Origin of the sequence: Agrococcus casei LMG 22410 (assembly GCF_900163565.1) — a bacterium.
GTDB lineage: Bacteria > Actinomycetota > Actinomycetes > Actinomycetales > Microbacteriaceae > Agrococcus > Agrococcus casei.
Window position 1 is genome coordinate 119,009 of record NZ_FUHU01000044.1, and the last position, 14,615, is coordinate 133,623.

Genomic DNA, 14,615 nt, shown 5'->3' on the forward strand with positions numbered 1-14,615 from the left:
AGAGCCGAAGAAGCTGCTGCCGGCAGTGGCCTCTGAGACCTCGACTTCGAACTCGCCGTCGGCATCCGCCGAGTCAGCAACCGAGACGTCGTCGGGCTTTGCATCCGGGTCGACCGGAGCAAGATCAAGCACGTCGGCCGTGTGCGTCATCGAGGCGACAGCCGCGTCGAAGTCGTCGTTGAGCGACGTGCCCCAGCTGGGCACAAGCTTCGACAGCTCGTCGCGCCAGCCGTCGACACGGTCGTCGAAGCACTTCTCGAGCAGCTGCAGCATGATCGGCACTGCGGTCGAGGCTCCGGGAGATGCTCCGAGCAGGCCCGCAATCGAGCCATCGGCACCCGTGACGAGCTCGGTGCCGAACTGCAGCACTCCGCCCTTCTCGTCGTCCTTCTTCATCACCTGAACACGCTGGCCGGCGTCGATCAGGTACCAGTCATCGGGATCGAGGTCGGGGTAGAACTGGCGCAGCGCATCGAGCTGCTTCTCGCGGGTCGAGAAGATCTCGCCCAGCAGGTAGCCGACGAGGTCGAAGTTCGCCAGGCCAGCCCGAATCATCGGGTAGAGGTTGTGCAGTCGCAGCGACGCGAAGAGGTCGAAGTAGCTTCCGGTCTTCAGGAACTTCGAGTTCCAGCCCGCGAACGGGCCGAACAGCAGCGCGGGCTTGCCCTCGACGACGCGCGTGTCGAGGTGCGGAACCGACATCGGAGGCGCTCCGACCGATGCCTTGCCGTAGACCTTGGCGTCGTGGCGTGCGACGACCTCGGGGTTGTCGCAGCGCAGGAACTGACCGGTGATCGGGAATCCTCCGAAGCCGTGTGCCTCTTTGATGCCCGACTTCTGCAGCAGCGACAGCGCACCGCCGCCAGCGCCCACGAAGACGAACTTCGCACGCACCTCGCGAGTCGCGTTTCCGATCTCGTTGCGCAGCTTGATCGTCCAGATGCCGTCTTTGCCGCGCTTCAGCGAGCGAACCGAAGTGTCGAGGTAGACCTGCGCGCCGCGCTGGTTGATGCCCTGCAGCAGCAGCTTCGTGAGCGCACCGAAGTTGACGTCGGTTCCGGCCGACGAATACGTCGCCGCGACCCTCTGATCCTTGTCGCGGCCGACCATGAGCGCAGGTGCCCATTCGGCGATCTGCTTGGGGTCGGTCGAGAAGCGCATACCGAGAAACAGCGGCTCGTCTTTGAGCGCCTCATAGCGGCGGCGCAGGTAGTCGACGTTGTCGTCGCCCCACACGAAGCTCATGTGCGGCGTCGGAACAATGAACTGCTCGGGCTCAGGCAGGAAGCCCTCTTCGACGAGTGCCGACCAGAACTGCCTGGACTGCTGGAACTGCTCGTTGATGCCGACAGCCTTGGCGGCCGTGACCGTGCCGTCCTTGGCCTCAGGCGTGTAGTTCAGCTCGCAGAGCGCAGCGTGCCCTGTGCCGGCGTTGTTCCAGGGGTTCGATGATTCGACAGCGACTTCGCCGAGGCGCTCGTAAACCTCGATCGAGAGGTCGGGGTCGAGTCGCTGCAGCAGGGTGCCGAGCGTGGCACTCATGATGCCTCCGCCGATCAGCGCTACGTCAATCGTCTTGCTCACGTACGTGTTCTCCAGTCGTTTCTATGCGGCAGAGCGCTCTGCCAGCAGCTCGGCGATCTGCACTGTGTTGAGTGCAGCTCCCTTGCGCAGGTTGTCGTTTGAGACGAACAGCACCAGTCCGCGGCCCTCCGGGGCGGACTGGTCTGCTCGAATGCGCCCTACGAAGCTCGCGTCGCGGCCTGCGGCATGCAGGGGTGTGGGCACATCCATCAGCTCGACGCCGGGCGCGTCAGCAAGAACTTCGCGAGCTCTGTCTGGGGTGATCTCGCGGTCGAATTCTGCGTGGATCACAAGGGAGTGGCCGCTGAACACCGGCACCCGCACACAAGTGCCGGCGACCAGCAGGTCGGGCAGTCCGAGAATACGACGCGACTCGTTGCGCAGCTTCTTCTCTTCGTCGGTCTCGCCTTCATCGTCGTCGACGATCGAGCCAGCGAGTGCGAGCACGTTGAAGGCGATCGGCGCGGAGTAGACACCCGGTTCCGGGAACTGCACGGATGCGCCATCGAGTGCGAGGGAGCGTGCGTCTTGTGAGACGACACGCTCAGTCTGCGAAGCGAGCTCTTCGACGCCCTTGACGCCGGAGCCGGAGACCGCCTGGTAAGTCGCGACCTTGAGTCGGGTGAGCCCTGCCTCTGCCGTGAGGGGGCCGAGCACCGGCATTGCCGCCATCGTCGTGCAGTTGGGGTTCGCGATGATGCCCTTGGGCGTGCTCTCGATGGCGTGCGGGTTGACCTCACTGACGACGAGCGGCACCTCGGGGTCGAGCCGGAAGGCCGACGAGTTGTCGATGACCGTGACGCCAGCGGCTGCGAACTTGGGAGCGAGTTCTCGGGATGTGCTGCCGCCTGCCGAGAAGATCGCGATGTCGAGACCTGCAGGGTCGGCTGTCGAAGCGTCTTCGATCACGATCTGCTGGCCCTTGAACTCGATCTGCTGACCAGCGGAGCGTGCCGAAGCGAACAGGCGAAGCTGTGCGAGCGGGTAATCGCGCTGTGCCAGCAGCTGGAGCACGACCTGTCCGACCTGTCCGGTTGCACCTACGATGCCGACGCGCATGCCGCTCATCGGCCTGTTCCTGCGTAGATGACGGCTTCGTCGTCGGCATCGAGCCCGAAAGCTGAGTGGATGACGCGCACAGCATCTGCGACCTGGTCGGCACGCGTCACGACCGAGATGCGGATCTCGCTCGTGGAGATCATCTCGAGGTTGATGCCGTTGTCGGAGAGCGCCTCGAAGAAGGTTGCGGATACACCCACGTTGGTGCGCATCCCGCCTCCGACCAGCGCGATCTTGCCGATCTGGTCGTCGTGGTGAATCGCTTCGAACTCAAGCTCGTCGCGAGCGTCCTGCAGCGCCTGGATCACGACCGCCGCGTCTTCCTTGGGGAGCGTGAAGGAGATGTCGGTGCGACCTGTCTCAATCGTCGAGACGTTCTGCACGATCATGTCGACGTTGCCCTTGGCCTGCGCGACGACCTTGAAGATCGATGCGGCCTTGCCCGGAACATCGGGCACGCCTGCGACAGTGACCTTGGCCTCGCTGAGGTCTGCGGCAACGCCCGTGATGATTGCGTCTTCCACGGCTTCCCCTTCTCTGGTTTCGGCGATGATGGTGCCCGGCTTGCTGGCGAACGACGATCGCACATGCAGCCTGACGCCGTGACGGCGGGCGTATTCGACGCTGCGGATGTGCAGCACCTTCGCGCCGCCGGCTGCCAGCTCGAGCATCTCTTCGCTGGTCACGAGGTCGAGCTTCTGGGCTCGCGGCACCATACGCGGATCAGCGGTGAACACACCGTCGACGTCGGTGTAGATCTCGCACACCTCGGCGTGCAGCGCCGCAGCGAGTGCAACCGCTGTCGTGTCAGAGCCGCCGCGGCCGAGCGTCGTGATGTCGCCGCTGACCTTGTTGAAGCCTGCGAAGCCCGCGACGATCGCGATCGCGCCCTGGTCGACTGCGTCCTTGACGCGACCGGGTGTGACGCTGACGATCTTGGCCTGGCCGTGCTGGGCGTCGGTGAGCATGCCGGCCTGGCTGCCCGTGAATGAGAGCGCCTCTGCGCCGAGCGACTTGATCGCCATCGCGAGCAGCGCCATCGAGATGCGCTCGCCCGCTGTCAGCAGCATGTCGAGCTCGCGACCGCCGGTCGGCAGGGTCGGGACGACTTCGTGGGCCAGGTCGAGCAGCTCGTCAGTGGTGTCGCCCATCGCTGAAACGACAACGACGACGTCGTTGCCTGCGCGACGTGTGTCGACTATCCGTTTTGCGACACGCTTGATTCCTTCGGCGTCCTGCACACTGGAACCGCCGAATTTCTGCACGATGAGAGCCACTGAACTCCTTCAATGATGCGGTGAGATCAGTCTACGCGCCCTGAGTCGATGCGACGACGCCCCTCGAATGCGCGACCGAGGGTCATCTCGTCGGCGAACTCGAGGTCTCCGCCGACCGGAAGCCCGCTCGCGAGACGCGACACGTGAATGCCGAGCGGCTGCAGCGTGCGGATCAGATAGGTCGCCGTGGCCTCGCCTTCGACGTTCGGGTCGGTGGCGATGATGATCTCTTCGACTGATGCGTCTTGCAGACGCGAGAGCAGCCCCTTGATGCGCAGCTGGTCAGGGCCGACGCCGTTCATGGGGTTCAGGGCGCCGCCGAGCACGTGATAGAGCCCCTTGAACTCGCGAGTGCGCTCGATGGCGACGACGTCTTTCGGCTCTTCGACGACACAGATGACTGCCTGCGAACGACGAGGGTCTGAGCAGATCTGGCAGACCTCCTGCTCACCGACGTTGCCGCAGATGTCACAGAACCTCACGCGGTCGCGCACGGTCTGCAGCACATGGGCCAGGCGGCTTACGTCGAACGACTCGGTCTGGATGATGTGAAAAGCGATGCGCTGCGCTGACTTCGGCCCGACACCGGGCAGGCGGCCGAGCTCGTCGATGAGCTCCTGGACGACTCCGTCATACATCAGCGGCCCCCTTCGTTCGTGATCTCTTCTATGAACTCGGCGCCGAGCTCTTCACGGATGACCGCTTCGCCATAGCGATTCTCTTCGTCGCGCGTGAGTTCGCGCTCCTGGGGCTCGTGCTGCTGCGCGGCCTGGTTGGCAGGCTGCTGCTGAGGAGGCTCAGCGCCCTGCATCGGCGGATCCGGCTCCGCCCACGGGTCTGCCGTCGAGTACGGCGACTCGACCTGCACCTCGTCGGCGCTCGGGATCTCGGCGACCGCCCATCCACCTGCCGCCGGAACAGATGTGGGCCGCTCTTCAGCGATCGGCTGTCCTGGTTCGGGCGTCGGCTCTGGTTGAGCCCGCGTCGTCTCGTCTGCTGCGGGCTCAGGCGCAGGTGCGACTGATGGCTTCATGTCGCTCGCATAGCCTGTGTCGCGAGGCGCGAACTTGAACGCACGCCGGAAGCGCTCCTGCAGGGCACCGCGAATGATGTGCCAGATCATCACTTCGCCGTCTTTGCCCTGACGGAATTCCTCCATGTCGGGCTGCGAACGGAATGCGAGGCCCACGGCGTCGCCGTCGAAGTCGACCGGCTTGATCGCGCTGGCCACCATCCAGGCCCGACGACTCTTGGACTCGATGACCGAGAGCACCTCTGGCCAGGCATCTTCAATCTGCTTGAAGGTGAGCGACGACTGCTGCGGCTCGGGTTCGGTCGGTTCGGGCTCGTTGGGTTCAGGCTCTGTCGGCTCGGGCTCGGGCACAGTGGGCTCGGGCTCGGTCGGCTCGGGCTCAGTTGGCGCGGGCTCGGCGGGCTTTGACTCGGCGGCCTCAGGCTCGTGAGCTGGGTCGGGGGTCGGCTCAGGTCGCTCGGGCGGAGCGGCCGCGCTGGCAACCCGGAACGAGTTCGTTGCCGCCTGCACATTGGGCCGAGCTGGCTCTTCAGGCGTGGGCTCGGGTGTGGGCCGAGTCTGCTGCGGCGCCGACTCCTGCTTCTGCGGCTCAGGCGTCGAAGCCGGTGCGGGTCGCTGCCCGACTGGCTGCGACGAAGCTGGCTGGCGCGACGGACCAGCGGGTGCGGTGCTCACCGGGGCAGGCTGGCCCCCGACTAACAGGCGGGCGAGCATGAGCTCGAGGTGCAGCTTCGGGCTTGTCGCTCCCGTCATTCCGGTGAGCGACTTCGCCACGATGTCTGCCGCACGCGACAGCGGACCGGGGCCGAACTCGTGTGCTCGATCGCGCATCCGCTCGACCTGCTCTTCTTGCGCGCCGTGCAGCAGTGCCTCGGCGTTGTCGCTCACGGCGGCGATGATGAGGTCGCGCAGGTACTCGAGCAGGTCCTCGACGAAGCGGCGCGGGTCTTGCCCGGTCTCGACGACGCGCTCTACCGACGCGAATGCGGCGGATGCGTCGCCAGCGGCAAGCGCCTTGGTCACCTCGTCGAGCAGCTCGGCGTGTGTGAAGCCGAGCAGCGACACTGCGAGCTCGTAGCTGACAGGCCCCTCTGAACCGGCGATCAGCTGGTCGAGCAGGCTGAGTGTGTCGCGGGCGGAGCCGCCGCCTGCGCGGATGACGAGCGGCAGCACACCGGGGTCGACCGAGACGCCCTCTTCGTTGACGATCTTGGTGACGTAGTCGAGCAGCACGCTCGGCGCGATCAGCCTGAAGGGATAGTGGTGCGTTCGCGAGCGGATCGTGCCGATGACCTTGTCGGGCTCGGTGGTCGCGAAGATGAACTTGACGTGCTCAGGCGGCTCTTCGACGATCTTCAGGAGTGCGTTGAAGCCGTCTTTCGAGACCATGTGGGCCTCGTCGATGATGTAGACCTTGTAGCGGTCGCGAGCCGGTGAGATGGTGGCTCGCTCGCGCAGATCGCGGGCGTCGTCGACGCCACCGTGGCTGGCTGCGTCGATCTCGATGACGTCGATCGAGCCGCCGCCGTCGCGGCCGAGCTCGACACACGAGGGGCACACGTTGCAGGGGCTGTCGGTCGGCCCCTCTGCACAGTTGAGGCACCGAGCGAGGATGCGCGCGCTGGTCGTCTTGCCGCAGCCTCTCGGGCCGCTGAAGAGATACGCGTGATTCACACGATCGGTGCGAAGCGCGGTCATGAGCGGCTCGGTGACATGCTGCTGGCCCACGAGCTCAGCGAATGCCTCCGGCCGATACCTGCGATACAGAGCCGACACCATGGACTCCAGCCTAGCGACTGCCACTGACATCGCAGCGCGGTCTCCACAGGCGGAGCAATCAGCAGCTTTGGACATTTGTCCAAAGAAAGTCTGGTTCAAATCTTAAACATTTGCAGATCGTCACAATCACCATTGCCTCTTACTGCTATTGCCGAGATAATTGGTACACAATCCTTCATGTCGGAGGCAGTCATTGGCCCCGGCTTCACCTATGGCATGAGCCATCAGCATCGGAGAATCACATGACAGAGAACACAAAGCGTCGCAAGGTCTTGGCGATCCTCGCGGGCGGCCTCGTCCTCGGCGTCGGCACGGCAGTCACGCTCGCAGCGTGGAACGACTCGGAGTTCGCGTCGAGCGATTTCACAGCGGGATCATTCAACCTCGAGGGCGCGGTCGACGGCGCAGCGGGCACCTATGAAGAGCACGAGTCTGCCGGCGCAGCAGCGGCGATCGATTTCACTGTCGATGCCAGCAACATGGCTCCCTAAGACACTGTCTACGCACCTTTCTGGCTCCGCCTCGACGCAGCCACGACCAGCCCGGCAACGCTGAACGCAACCGCTGTCACTGCAGACGGACCGAATGCTGCAAACCTCGCCTATGAGGTCTACACGATTGATGCCGCAGCCACTTGCGGCGCCGACGCAATCGCTGGTGCTGACACTGTCGCATCAGGTGCTGATCTGACAGCATTCACGCCTGGATCCAGTGTTGCGCTCACCGAAGGCGCTGGCGCAGACGCAGGAGCACCTGCACAGCTGTGCTTCGTGGTGACCGCTGACGCTGCCCTGGCGGAGGGCGCGACCGCGACAGCCACCTGGCAGTTCACCGCCGAATCCAACTAGCCCACCGTGGGTCGCCATAGCTCCGATGCATCACGCCTGCGCAGGCGCCGAGTGCGGGCCCTCCTTGCGAGCGGCCTGGTGCTCGGCGTCGGCGCGAGCGTGACGCTCGCAGCCTGGACTGATTCAGAGCACAGCCAGGCAACCTTTACGGCCGGACACTTCGGCATCGTGGGGTCGACTAACGGCACCACGTTCACCGAGCACGCTACTGCTGGCTCTGCCGCGACCCTGAACTTCCAGGTCGCACCGACAGCGATGGCTCCAGGCACAACCACCTACGCCTTGTACAGCGTCAGCACGATCAACCCGTCAGTCGCGGGAACCGTCGCACTGCACGCAACAGGCACGAACAACAGCGGACTCGGTGCCCATCTCACATACGGGGTCCGGACCGTCAGCGGGGTGACTTGCAATGCGGCCACGTTCAACGGGGCAGGTTCGGCTGCAAACGTCGTGGCCCCCGGTCAGCCGATGACCGCGAGCTCGACCCAGGGAGTGACACAAACCGTACAGGCAAATTCAGGCAACCGTGTCAACTACTGCTTCGCCGTCACACTGCCGACGACTGCACCGAACTCGGCGCAGGGCCTGACCACCACCGCATCCTGGGAGTTCGTCGCGACTTCCACCGCCCCGTAAACCGCATCACCGCATCCGAAAGCCCGAAGATGACCCACACACCCAGACACGCTGGCCGCCAGGCCAGCTCGTGGGTCGTTGACGCCCTGCTCTGGGTGCTCGCGGTCGCGGGTGCGGTCTGCATTCTGCTCGTCATCCTGGCGCACACGATGGGCATCACGCTGATGATGTTCTCGACGGGCTCCATGTCGCCGACGATTCCGGCTGGGTCGGTCGCAATCGTGCAGGAGGGCCCAGCCAGCGAGATCGAGGTCGGCGATGTCGTCACCGTCGACCGCGGCGATCTGCTGCCGGTCACGCACCGCGTCACGTCGGTCGAACCGGGGGCCGTCGACGACCAGCGCATCATCACGATGCGCGGCGACGCCAACGAGCAGGACGACCCCCAGCCCTACCCCGTCGAGACAGTGCGCACGGTGCTGTTCTCGATTCCGGGGCTGGCGAATGTCATCGTCTGGTTCGGCGACCCACTGGTGCTCGGCGGTCTCACCATCGCCATGGCACTCCTGGTCGGATGGGCGTTCTGGCCCAAACAGGAACGCTCCAGACCTGCCGCTCTAGCGGGGGCTGAACAATGAAGGCGCGCGTCCTCGCAACCATGGCGCTTGCCGCAGTCCTGGCTGCCGCGAGCGCTGCCCCAGCATCCGCAGCCTCGACGTCACAGGTGATCACGGGACAGTACCTCGAGCTGGTGTCGACCGCAGACACTGCGGTCATGGCAAACATGCTGCCTGGCGACGAAGTGGTGTGGACTGTGTCGGTCTCTGCAGATGCTCCAGAACCGGGAGTCGTCGACGTGGCCCTCTCGGGCACTGGCGAACTGCCGCTGTCAGTCGTCGTGCGCGCATGCGACGTCGAATGGGATGACGGACTGTGCACCTCTGGTGCCACTCTGCTTCGTGAACGTGCAACTGTCGCCCTTGACGGGCATAGCGAGCACCTGTTGCGCTTCGACGCCGAGACAGCCCAACACCTCAGGCTTGATGTCTCGCTGGCCGAATCGTCCGACGCACCTAGCGGCGAGACCGAACTTCGCGTGCTCGCCAACGGATTTGGCGACGAGGTCGAGGCCACCCCACCGGGTGAAGGCCAACTGCCCGAAACGGGCCTGCGTATCGGCGGAGTGCTGCTGATGGCACTCGGCGCGATCGTTGCAGGCATCGCCGGTGCAAGCCTGCTGTCACGACGCCAAGCGGATGCGTCATGAGCCAGTCACGCAACCGTATGTCCAAGCACCAGCGGCGCATAGCATTTCGGCGGCGGATACTCGTTGCAGTCGCCCTCGTCGGACTCTCACTCAGCCTGGTCGCCTTGCCTTCGGCCGAGCAGACTGAGGCTTATTGGACTGACCGGGAGTACACTGCGGCTGGGTTGACTGCTGCACGTCTTTCACCCCCGCAGGTGAACAGTCCCGTTGATACTTGTCGCAACCCATTCATTGCAGGGACTGTGCTCCAGATCACCTGGCGGCTATCGGAAACTGAAATCCATGCCGGCCTCGTCCCTAGTTCAAACACCACTTGGCGCGTCCGGTCCAGCTCTTCGAGTAGCTGGACCTCCATCACGCCCAGCCACCAAGACCTGGGCAATGGGTGGTATCGCTCAACTTTCAGTTCTGGTCTCCTTGACAACGTTGGGAGCCTCTTCGGGACAACTCTCATCTTTGAAGGGAGGACCACGAAGATGATGGCCGGCGGTCAGACATGGATTTCGAACAATCCAACCTCGATCCAAGCCGCGTTGCCCGCGATCGTTGGCAATGGAACATGCACAGTGACAAACGGCTCGTGAGCATCCAGCAATGAAGCGCTGATACGATGGTTGTCGGCTCCTCGCGTGGCGCCATCCAGGCCAACTCCCCCAGGACGGAAACGTAGCAAGGGTAACCGGGCTCTGGCGGGTGCGCGGGGAGTCTTTATTCTTTCCGTTCCGCAGATCAGCCATTTGCCGCCCGCGTAGACTGCCCGCATGATCGGTGAGAACCTGCTCGGACCAGAGCCCACACTCCTGCCCGAAAACACTGCGGTCTCGCAAGCACTCGCTCACGGCACTGCGCCGGCGGATGTCGTGCGTGCGCATCCGGAGTCTCCCCTCGCTTGGGCGGAACTCGCCGACAGGACCCGCGCCGAGGGCCGCGACGTCGAGGCGTACGCCTACGCTCGCGTCGGCTACCACCGCGGGCTGGACTCGTTGCGGAAGGCTGGCTGGAAGGGCGCAGGCCCCATTCCCTGGAGTCACGAAGGTAACCGCGGCGTACTGCGCTGCCTCTTTGCACTGCGCGAAGCCGCAGCGCTCATCAGTGAAGACGCAGAAGTCACGCGACTGACCGACTTCCTGAACGACGCAGACCCCTCGGCAATCAGCGAGCTCGAAAACCGCTAGGCGACAACCGCCGCGACCTGCTGCGCGATCTCGAGCTCTTCGTTCGTGGGCACAACCCACACCGCAATAGCGGACTCGTCGGCCGAGATGCGGCGCTCTTTCGCGTCACCATCGGGCCCGGTTCCAGCGTTGCGGTCGGCGTCGATCACGATGCCGAACGACTCGAGGCCGGCCAGCGACTCGGCACGAGTTTCGGCACTGTTCTCGCCGACGCCTGCGGTAAATGCGAGCGCATCCGTGCGGCCCAACTGCGCCATGTACTGCCCGACGACACCGCGAATCCGATACGTGTAGGTTTCAAGAGCAACGCGCGCAGCCTCAACACCCGCGCCAGCGCTGGCCCGCACGTCGCGCATGTCATTCGAGCCGGCCATGCCGAGCAGGCCAGACCGCTTGTTCAACAGGGTGTCGAGATCGTCGATCGAGTACCCACCGTTGCGAGCAAGGTGCAGCAGCACGCTCGCATCAATATCGCCGGTGCGCGTGCCCATGACGAGCCCCGCAAGCGGCGTCATGCCCATGCTCGTTTCGACCGATTCGCCGCCCCGAACAGCACACGCGGATGAGCCATTGCCCAGGTGCAACACGATCGAGTTCGTCTCGCCAAGGGGTTTACCGACAAGCTCCGCGAGCCTGCGCGACACAAACTGGTGGCTCGTGCCGTGGAAGCCGTATTTGCGCACTCGGTGCTCTTCGGCAACCGAGCGATCCAGAGCGTACGTGTATGCAGCGGGCGGCAACGTGAGGTGGAAGGCGGTGTCGAACACGGCCACGTGGGGCAGGTTCGCGAACGCTGCTCGAGCGGCACGGATGCCCACCACATTTGCGGGATTATGCAGCGGTGCCAGTGGACTCAAGGCCTCGATCTGATCTTGCACGCGGCCGTCAATGATCGTCGCGCGGTCAAACCGCGAACCGCCCTGCACCACCCGGTGCCCCACGCCGATCATGTCGGCATCATCGAGGCTGGGGCCGACTGCGTCGAACTGGCGCAGAACCCATCCGAATGCCTGGGCGTGGTCTTGAATGTGTAGCTCTTCTTGAGCCTCACCGCCGGCGGCATTCTTGTGCTTGGCACTCGAGCGCACCTGCCCGATTCGCTCGATGAGTCCCGAAGCCAGCGACGCGCCGCTTGCAAGCTCGACCAGCTGATACTTCAAGCTCGAAGAGCCGGCGTTGACGACAAAGACGGTGCTCATGCTTGCTCCTGCGCGGACTGCGCCTGGATCGCGGTGATCGCGATCGTGTTCACGATGTCGGGCACCGTGGCGCCGCGCGACAGGTCGTTGACGGGCGCGTTCAGCCCCTGCAGCACCGGCCCCATGGCAACCGCACCGGCCGACCGCTGCACGGCTTTGTACGTGTTGTTGCCGGTGTTGAGGTCGGGAAAGATGAACACCGTGGCCTGGCCCGCGACATCGCTGCCGGGCATCTTCTTCTCGGCAACGGTCGGGTCGGCGGCCGCGTCGTACTGAATCGGTCCGGCCACGGGCAGGTGCGGCGCACGCTCGCGCACGAATGCGGTCGCCTCGCGCACTTTGTCGACTTCGGCGCCGGTTCCGGATTCGCCGGTCGAGTACGACAGCATCGCAATGCGGGGGCGGATGCCGAACTGCGCGGCCGTGTCGGCTGAAGACACAGCGATGTCGGCGAGCTGGTCTGCGGTCGGATCCGGAATCACCGCACAGTCTCCGTAGACGAGCACCCGATCGGCCAGCGCCATCAGGAACACGCTCGAGACGACGTTGACCCCCGGCTTGGTCTTGATGACCTCGAACGACGGCCGAATCGTGTGTGCTGTGGTGTTGGCGGCGCCCGAGACCATGCCGTCGGCGTCGCCGAGCTTCACCATCATGGTGCCGAAGTAGCTGCCATCCTGCACTCGTTCGCGAGCCTCTTCAAGAGTGACGCCCTTGTGTGCGCGCAGCTTCGCGTACTCGCCCGCATACTTCTCGAGGTCGCCGCCGGCGTCGGTCGGCAGAATGCGCACGTCTTCAAGCTGCAGCCCGAGTTCGGATGCGCGGGCGCGGATCTGAGACTCGTCACCCAGCAGCACGACGTCGGCGATCTGTCGCTGCATCGCGATTGCCGCCGCTTCGAGAATGCGGTCGTCGTCGCCCTCGGGAAGCACAATGCGCATCCGCTTCTGCCGGGCCTGCTCGATCAGCCCGTGCTCGAAGATCAGCGGCGTGACGACTTCAGCGCTCTGCACCGAGAGATGGTCGAGCAGGTGTGGAACGTCGACGCTCTGCTCGAAGGTCGCGAGCGCGAGCTCGCGCCGACTCACGGTTCCGCGCAGAAAGGAGCCGCGGGTGTGCGCGATCGCGCGCGCCGAGTCGTAGGTGCCGAGCGGGCTCTTCGCGATGGGCATCGAGAGCCGCAGCCCGTCGAGCAGCCGCTGCACCGATGGCGGCAGGTCGAACCCGCCGTTCAGGATGATGCCCGAGATGTTCGGGAACGTCTCCGACTGTTGGGCCAGCAGCACGCCGACCACCACGTCGGCTCGGTCGCCCGGAACCACCAGCACGCCGCCCTCGATCAGGCGATCGAGCACGTTCTCCATCGACATCCCGGCGACAACGGTGCCCAGTGCGGCGCGATCGACGAGTGCTGCGTCGCCCGAGACGAGCTGCGCATCCGTCGACGCGAAGAGCTCGGCAACGGTCGGGGCCGAGAGTTCGGGATCATCGCCGATCGTCCAAACAGGCGCTTCTTCGACGACGGTCGACACGACTCCGCGGATCTCGTCGCGGTCGCCGACGACGCGGTTCACGATGACGGCACCCAGGGTCGCGTGGGCCTGGTGCAGCTCGCCGATCGAGACGAGCGCAAGCTGACGCAGCTCTTCTGCAGAGCGCGGCTGGCGGGTGTCGGGGTTGAACCCGCCGAGCACCAGCACGACCGATGCGCCCAGGTTCGCGGCGACCCGCGCGTTGTACTCGAGCTCGGCGGGGCTGCCGACGTCGGTGTAGTCAGACCCGAGCACGACCACCGCATCACAGCCGTCTTCTACGACATGGAACCGCTCGACGATCGTGGCGAGTGCCGCATCCGGGCTGTCGTGCACTGCGTCGTACGTGGTTCCGGTCGCGATGGCGGCGTCGGTGACGACCGCCTCATGCTCGAGCAGCGCGTCGAGAACGAAGTCTTCGCTCGAGCGCGCGACGGGCCTGAACACGCCCACGCGCTCGACCCTTCTGCTCAGTGCGTCGACGAGTCCGAGCGCAATGATCGACTTGCCGGTATGGCCTTCTGGAGAAGCGATGACGATGCGAGTCACGGCACCAACACTAGTCCGGCGGATGCGCGAATGCCGCTCGCGTCGAAGCCCGAGCAAATATTGGGTAGAGTTGTGGAGTTGACCTTGAACGGTCACCTGGAGGATTCGCCTAGTGGCCTATGGCGCACGCTTGGAAAGCGTGTTGGGTGCAAGCCCTCAGGGGTTCGAATCCCCTATCCTCCGCTTCGCGTCGCATAGGCGATGCACCCCTCAATCAATTCGCAGTGCGAATTGCAAATCCCCTATCCTCCGTCAATTCTTTGACAGTTCTCCGCCACAACTCACGCTCCTGAGGCGGGTCAGCTGCATATTGCAGTCGGCACCCCGCTATGACGTGAGTTATGGCGGGCCAAGTCGCATACGCTCGTGGGCATGACCGAAACGCACATCGAGCACCGCCGCGGAACCGACCGCGAACTCGTCGGCTGGATCCGCCCATCCGGCGAAGACTTCGTCGCAGTCGACCTGCTGGGTCGCGACGTCACCGGCAATGTCGACTGGCTCGAGGCCGAAGAGGCCCTCGAAGAGCTCGGCATCGGCTACCTCGCGGACGCCTACGAGCTGCGGCTCGCATCAGGCGAGTGGCTGCGCGTTCGCGTCACCGAAGTCACGCCCGAGACCATCGGCCTCACCGTCGACGACGGCGCCTTCAACGTGATCGGCGGCGAGAAGCAGCTGTACAGCGCGCGCTTCCCGCTCGACCCGAACGAGCTCAGGCCGGCTGCCTAGCTGGA

12 protein-coding genes, 1 tRNA gene, 1 other RNA gene and 1 pseudogene are annotated in these 14,615 nt (G+C 64.8%); 8 read left to right on the forward strand and 7 right to left on the reverse strand.

Features of this window, described 5'->3' with window-relative positions:
* Positions 1 to 102: 102 nt before the first annotated feature.
* The 5 genes and pseudogenes from CZ674_RS11780 to CZ674_RS11800 all read right to left on the reverse strand — a co-directional run.
* Positions 103 to 1,584 (reverse strand): annotated as a pseudogene (locus CZ674_RS11780) (malate:quinone oxidoreductase); the annotation flags it as partial.
* A gap of 21 nt (positions 1,585 to 1,605) precedes the next feature.
* Positions 1,606 to 2,652, reverse strand: a complete 1,047-nt coding sequence (locus CZ674_RS11785) for an aspartate-semialdehyde dehydrogenase (RefSeq protein ID WP_086992723.1) — start codon at positions 2,650 to 2,652, stop codon at positions 1,606 to 1,608.
* Positions 2,649 to 3,920, reverse strand: a complete 1,272-nt coding sequence (locus CZ674_RS11790) for an aspartate kinase (RefSeq protein ID WP_086992724.1) — start codon at positions 3,918 to 3,920, stop codon at positions 2,649 to 2,651. Before CZ674_RS11790 ends, CZ674_RS11785 begins: the two co-directional genes overlap by 4 nt.
* Before the next feature lie 26 nt (positions 3,921 to 3,946).
* Positions 3,947 to 4,558: a recombination mediator RecR gene (gene recR, locus CZ674_RS11795; RefSeq protein ID WP_086992725.1), complete on the reverse strand. Its 612-nt coding sequence runs from the start codon at positions 4,556 to 4,558 to the stop codon at positions 3,947 to 3,949.
* Entirely contained in the window at positions 4,558 to 6,732 is a 2,175-nt protein-coding gene (locus CZ674_RS11800) for a DNA polymerase III subunit gamma and tau (RefSeq protein ID WP_086992726.1), read from the reverse strand. Before CZ674_RS11800 ends, recR begins: the two co-directional genes overlap by 1 nt.
* A gap of 242 nt (positions 6,733 to 6,974) precedes the next feature.
* On the opposite strand from CZ674_RS11800, the gene CZ674_RS14430 reads away from it, so the two are divergent.
* The 6 genes from CZ674_RS14430 (at position 6,975) to CZ674_RS11830 (ending at position 10,601) form a co-directional block, all read left to right on the forward strand.
* Positions 6,975 to 7,223, forward strand: coding sequence for a SipW-dependent-type signal peptide-containing protein (locus tag CZ674_RS14430; protein WP_234988569.1), 249 nt, complete (start codon positions 6,975 to 6,977; stop codon positions 7,221 to 7,223).
* Positions 7,224 to 7,631: 408 nt separating this feature from the next.
* Positions 7,632 to 8,219 (forward strand): SipW-dependent-type signal peptide-containing protein, encoded by a 588-nt coding sequence (locus CZ674_RS11810; protein ID WP_234988570.1) that lies wholly within the window; start codon positions 7,632 to 7,634, stop codon positions 8,217 to 8,219.
* Between the two features lie 29 nt (positions 8,220 to 8,248).
* Positions 8,249 to 8,797, forward strand: coding sequence for a signal peptidase I (locus CZ674_RS11815; RefSeq protein ID WP_086992728.1), 549 nt, complete (start codon positions 8,249 to 8,251; stop codon positions 8,795 to 8,797).
* The gene (locus CZ674_RS11820) at positions 8,794 to 9,426 is read left to right on the forward strand and encodes an LPXTG cell wall anchor domain-containing protein (RefSeq protein WP_086992729.1); all 633 of its coding nucleotides are present in this window, start codon (positions 8,794 to 8,796) and stop codon (positions 9,424 to 9,426) included. Before CZ674_RS11815 ends, CZ674_RS11820 begins: the two co-directional genes overlap by 4 nt.
* A 616-nt stretch (positions 9,427 to 10,042) precedes the next feature.
* An RNA gene (gene ffs, locus CZ674_RS11825) (signal recognition particle sRNA small type) lies at positions 10,043 to 10,139 on the forward strand.
* 48 nt (positions 10,140 to 10,187) lie between these two features.
* Positions 10,188 to 10,601, forward strand: a complete 414-nt coding sequence (locus CZ674_RS11830) for a DUF3151 domain-containing protein (RefSeq protein ID WP_086992730.1) — start codon at positions 10,188 to 10,190, stop codon at positions 10,599 to 10,601.
* Here CZ674_RS11830 and CZ674_RS11835 read toward each other — a convergent pair.
* Together CZ674_RS11835 and pta are read right to left on the reverse strand one after the other, a co-directional pair.
* The gene (locus CZ674_RS11835; protein ID WP_086992731.1) at positions 10,598 to 11,800 is read right to left on the reverse strand and encodes an acetate/propionate family kinase; all 1,203 of its coding nucleotides are present in this window, start codon (positions 11,798 to 11,800) and stop codon (positions 10,598 to 10,600) included. The genes CZ674_RS11830 and CZ674_RS11835 overlap by 4 nt on opposite strands.
* Positions 11,797 to 13,881 carry a phosphate acetyltransferase gene (gene pta, locus CZ674_RS11840; protein WP_086992732.1) on the reverse strand — a complete coding sequence of 695 codons (2,085 nt, stop codon included), beginning with the start codon at positions 13,879 to 13,881 and terminating at the stop codon, positions 11,797 to 11,799. The genes CZ674_RS11835 and pta overlap by 4 nt, the downstream gene beginning before the upstream one ends.
* A gap of 98 nt (positions 13,882 to 13,979) precedes the next feature.
* Here pta and CZ674_RS11845 point away from each other — a divergent pair.
* A tRNA-Ser gene (locus CZ674_RS11845) sits at positions 13,980 to 14,064 on the forward strand.
* A gap of 189 nt (positions 14,065 to 14,253) precedes the next feature.
* The gene (locus CZ674_RS11850) at positions 14,254 to 14,610 is read left to right on the forward strand and encodes a hypothetical protein (protein ID WP_086992733.1); all 357 of its coding nucleotides are present in this window, start codon (positions 14,254 to 14,256) and stop codon (positions 14,608 to 14,610) included.
* Positions 14,611 to 14,615: the final 5 nt, after the last annotated feature.

What these genes read in the sequence shown, in the direction of transcription:
- CZ674_RS14430 (WP_234988569.1), top strand. Translation starts at nt 6,975, where the DNA reads ATGACAGAGAACACAAAGCGTCGCAAGGTCTTGGCGATCCTCGCGGGC.
- CZ674_RS11820 (WP_086992729.1), top strand. Translation starts at nt 8,794, where the DNA reads ATGAAGGCGCGCGTCCTCGCAACCATGGCGCTTGCCGCAGTCCTGGCT.
- CZ674_RS11835 (WP_086992731.1), bottom strand. Translation starts at nt 11,800, where the DNA reads ATGAGCACCGTCTTTGTCGTCAACGCCGGCTCTTCGAGCTTGAAGTAT.
- CZ674_RS11800 (WP_086992726.1), bottom strand. Translation starts at nt 6,732, where the DNA reads ATGGTGTCGGCTCTGTATCGCAGGTATCGGCCGGAGGCATTCGCTGAG.
- CZ674_RS11815 (WP_086992728.1), top strand. Translation starts at nt 8,249, where the DNA reads ATGACCCACACACCCAGACACGCTGGCCGCCAGGCCAGCTCGTGGGTC.
- CZ674_RS11830 (WP_086992730.1), top strand. Translation starts at nt 10,188, where the DNA reads ATGATCGGTGAGAACCTGCTCGGACCAGAGCCCACACTCCTGCCCGAA.
- recR (WP_086992725.1), bottom strand. Translation starts at nt 4,558, where the DNA reads ATGTATGACGGAGTCGTCCAGGAGCTCATCGACGAGCTCGGCCGCCTG.
- CZ674_RS11850 (WP_086992733.1), top strand. Translation starts at nt 14,254, where the DNA reads ATGACCGAAACGCACATCGAGCACCGCCGCGGAACCGACCGCGAACTC.
- CZ674_RS11785 (WP_086992723.1), bottom strand. Translation starts at nt 2,652, where the DNA reads ATGAGCGGCATGCGCGTCGGCATCGTAGGTGCAACCGGACAGGTCGGA.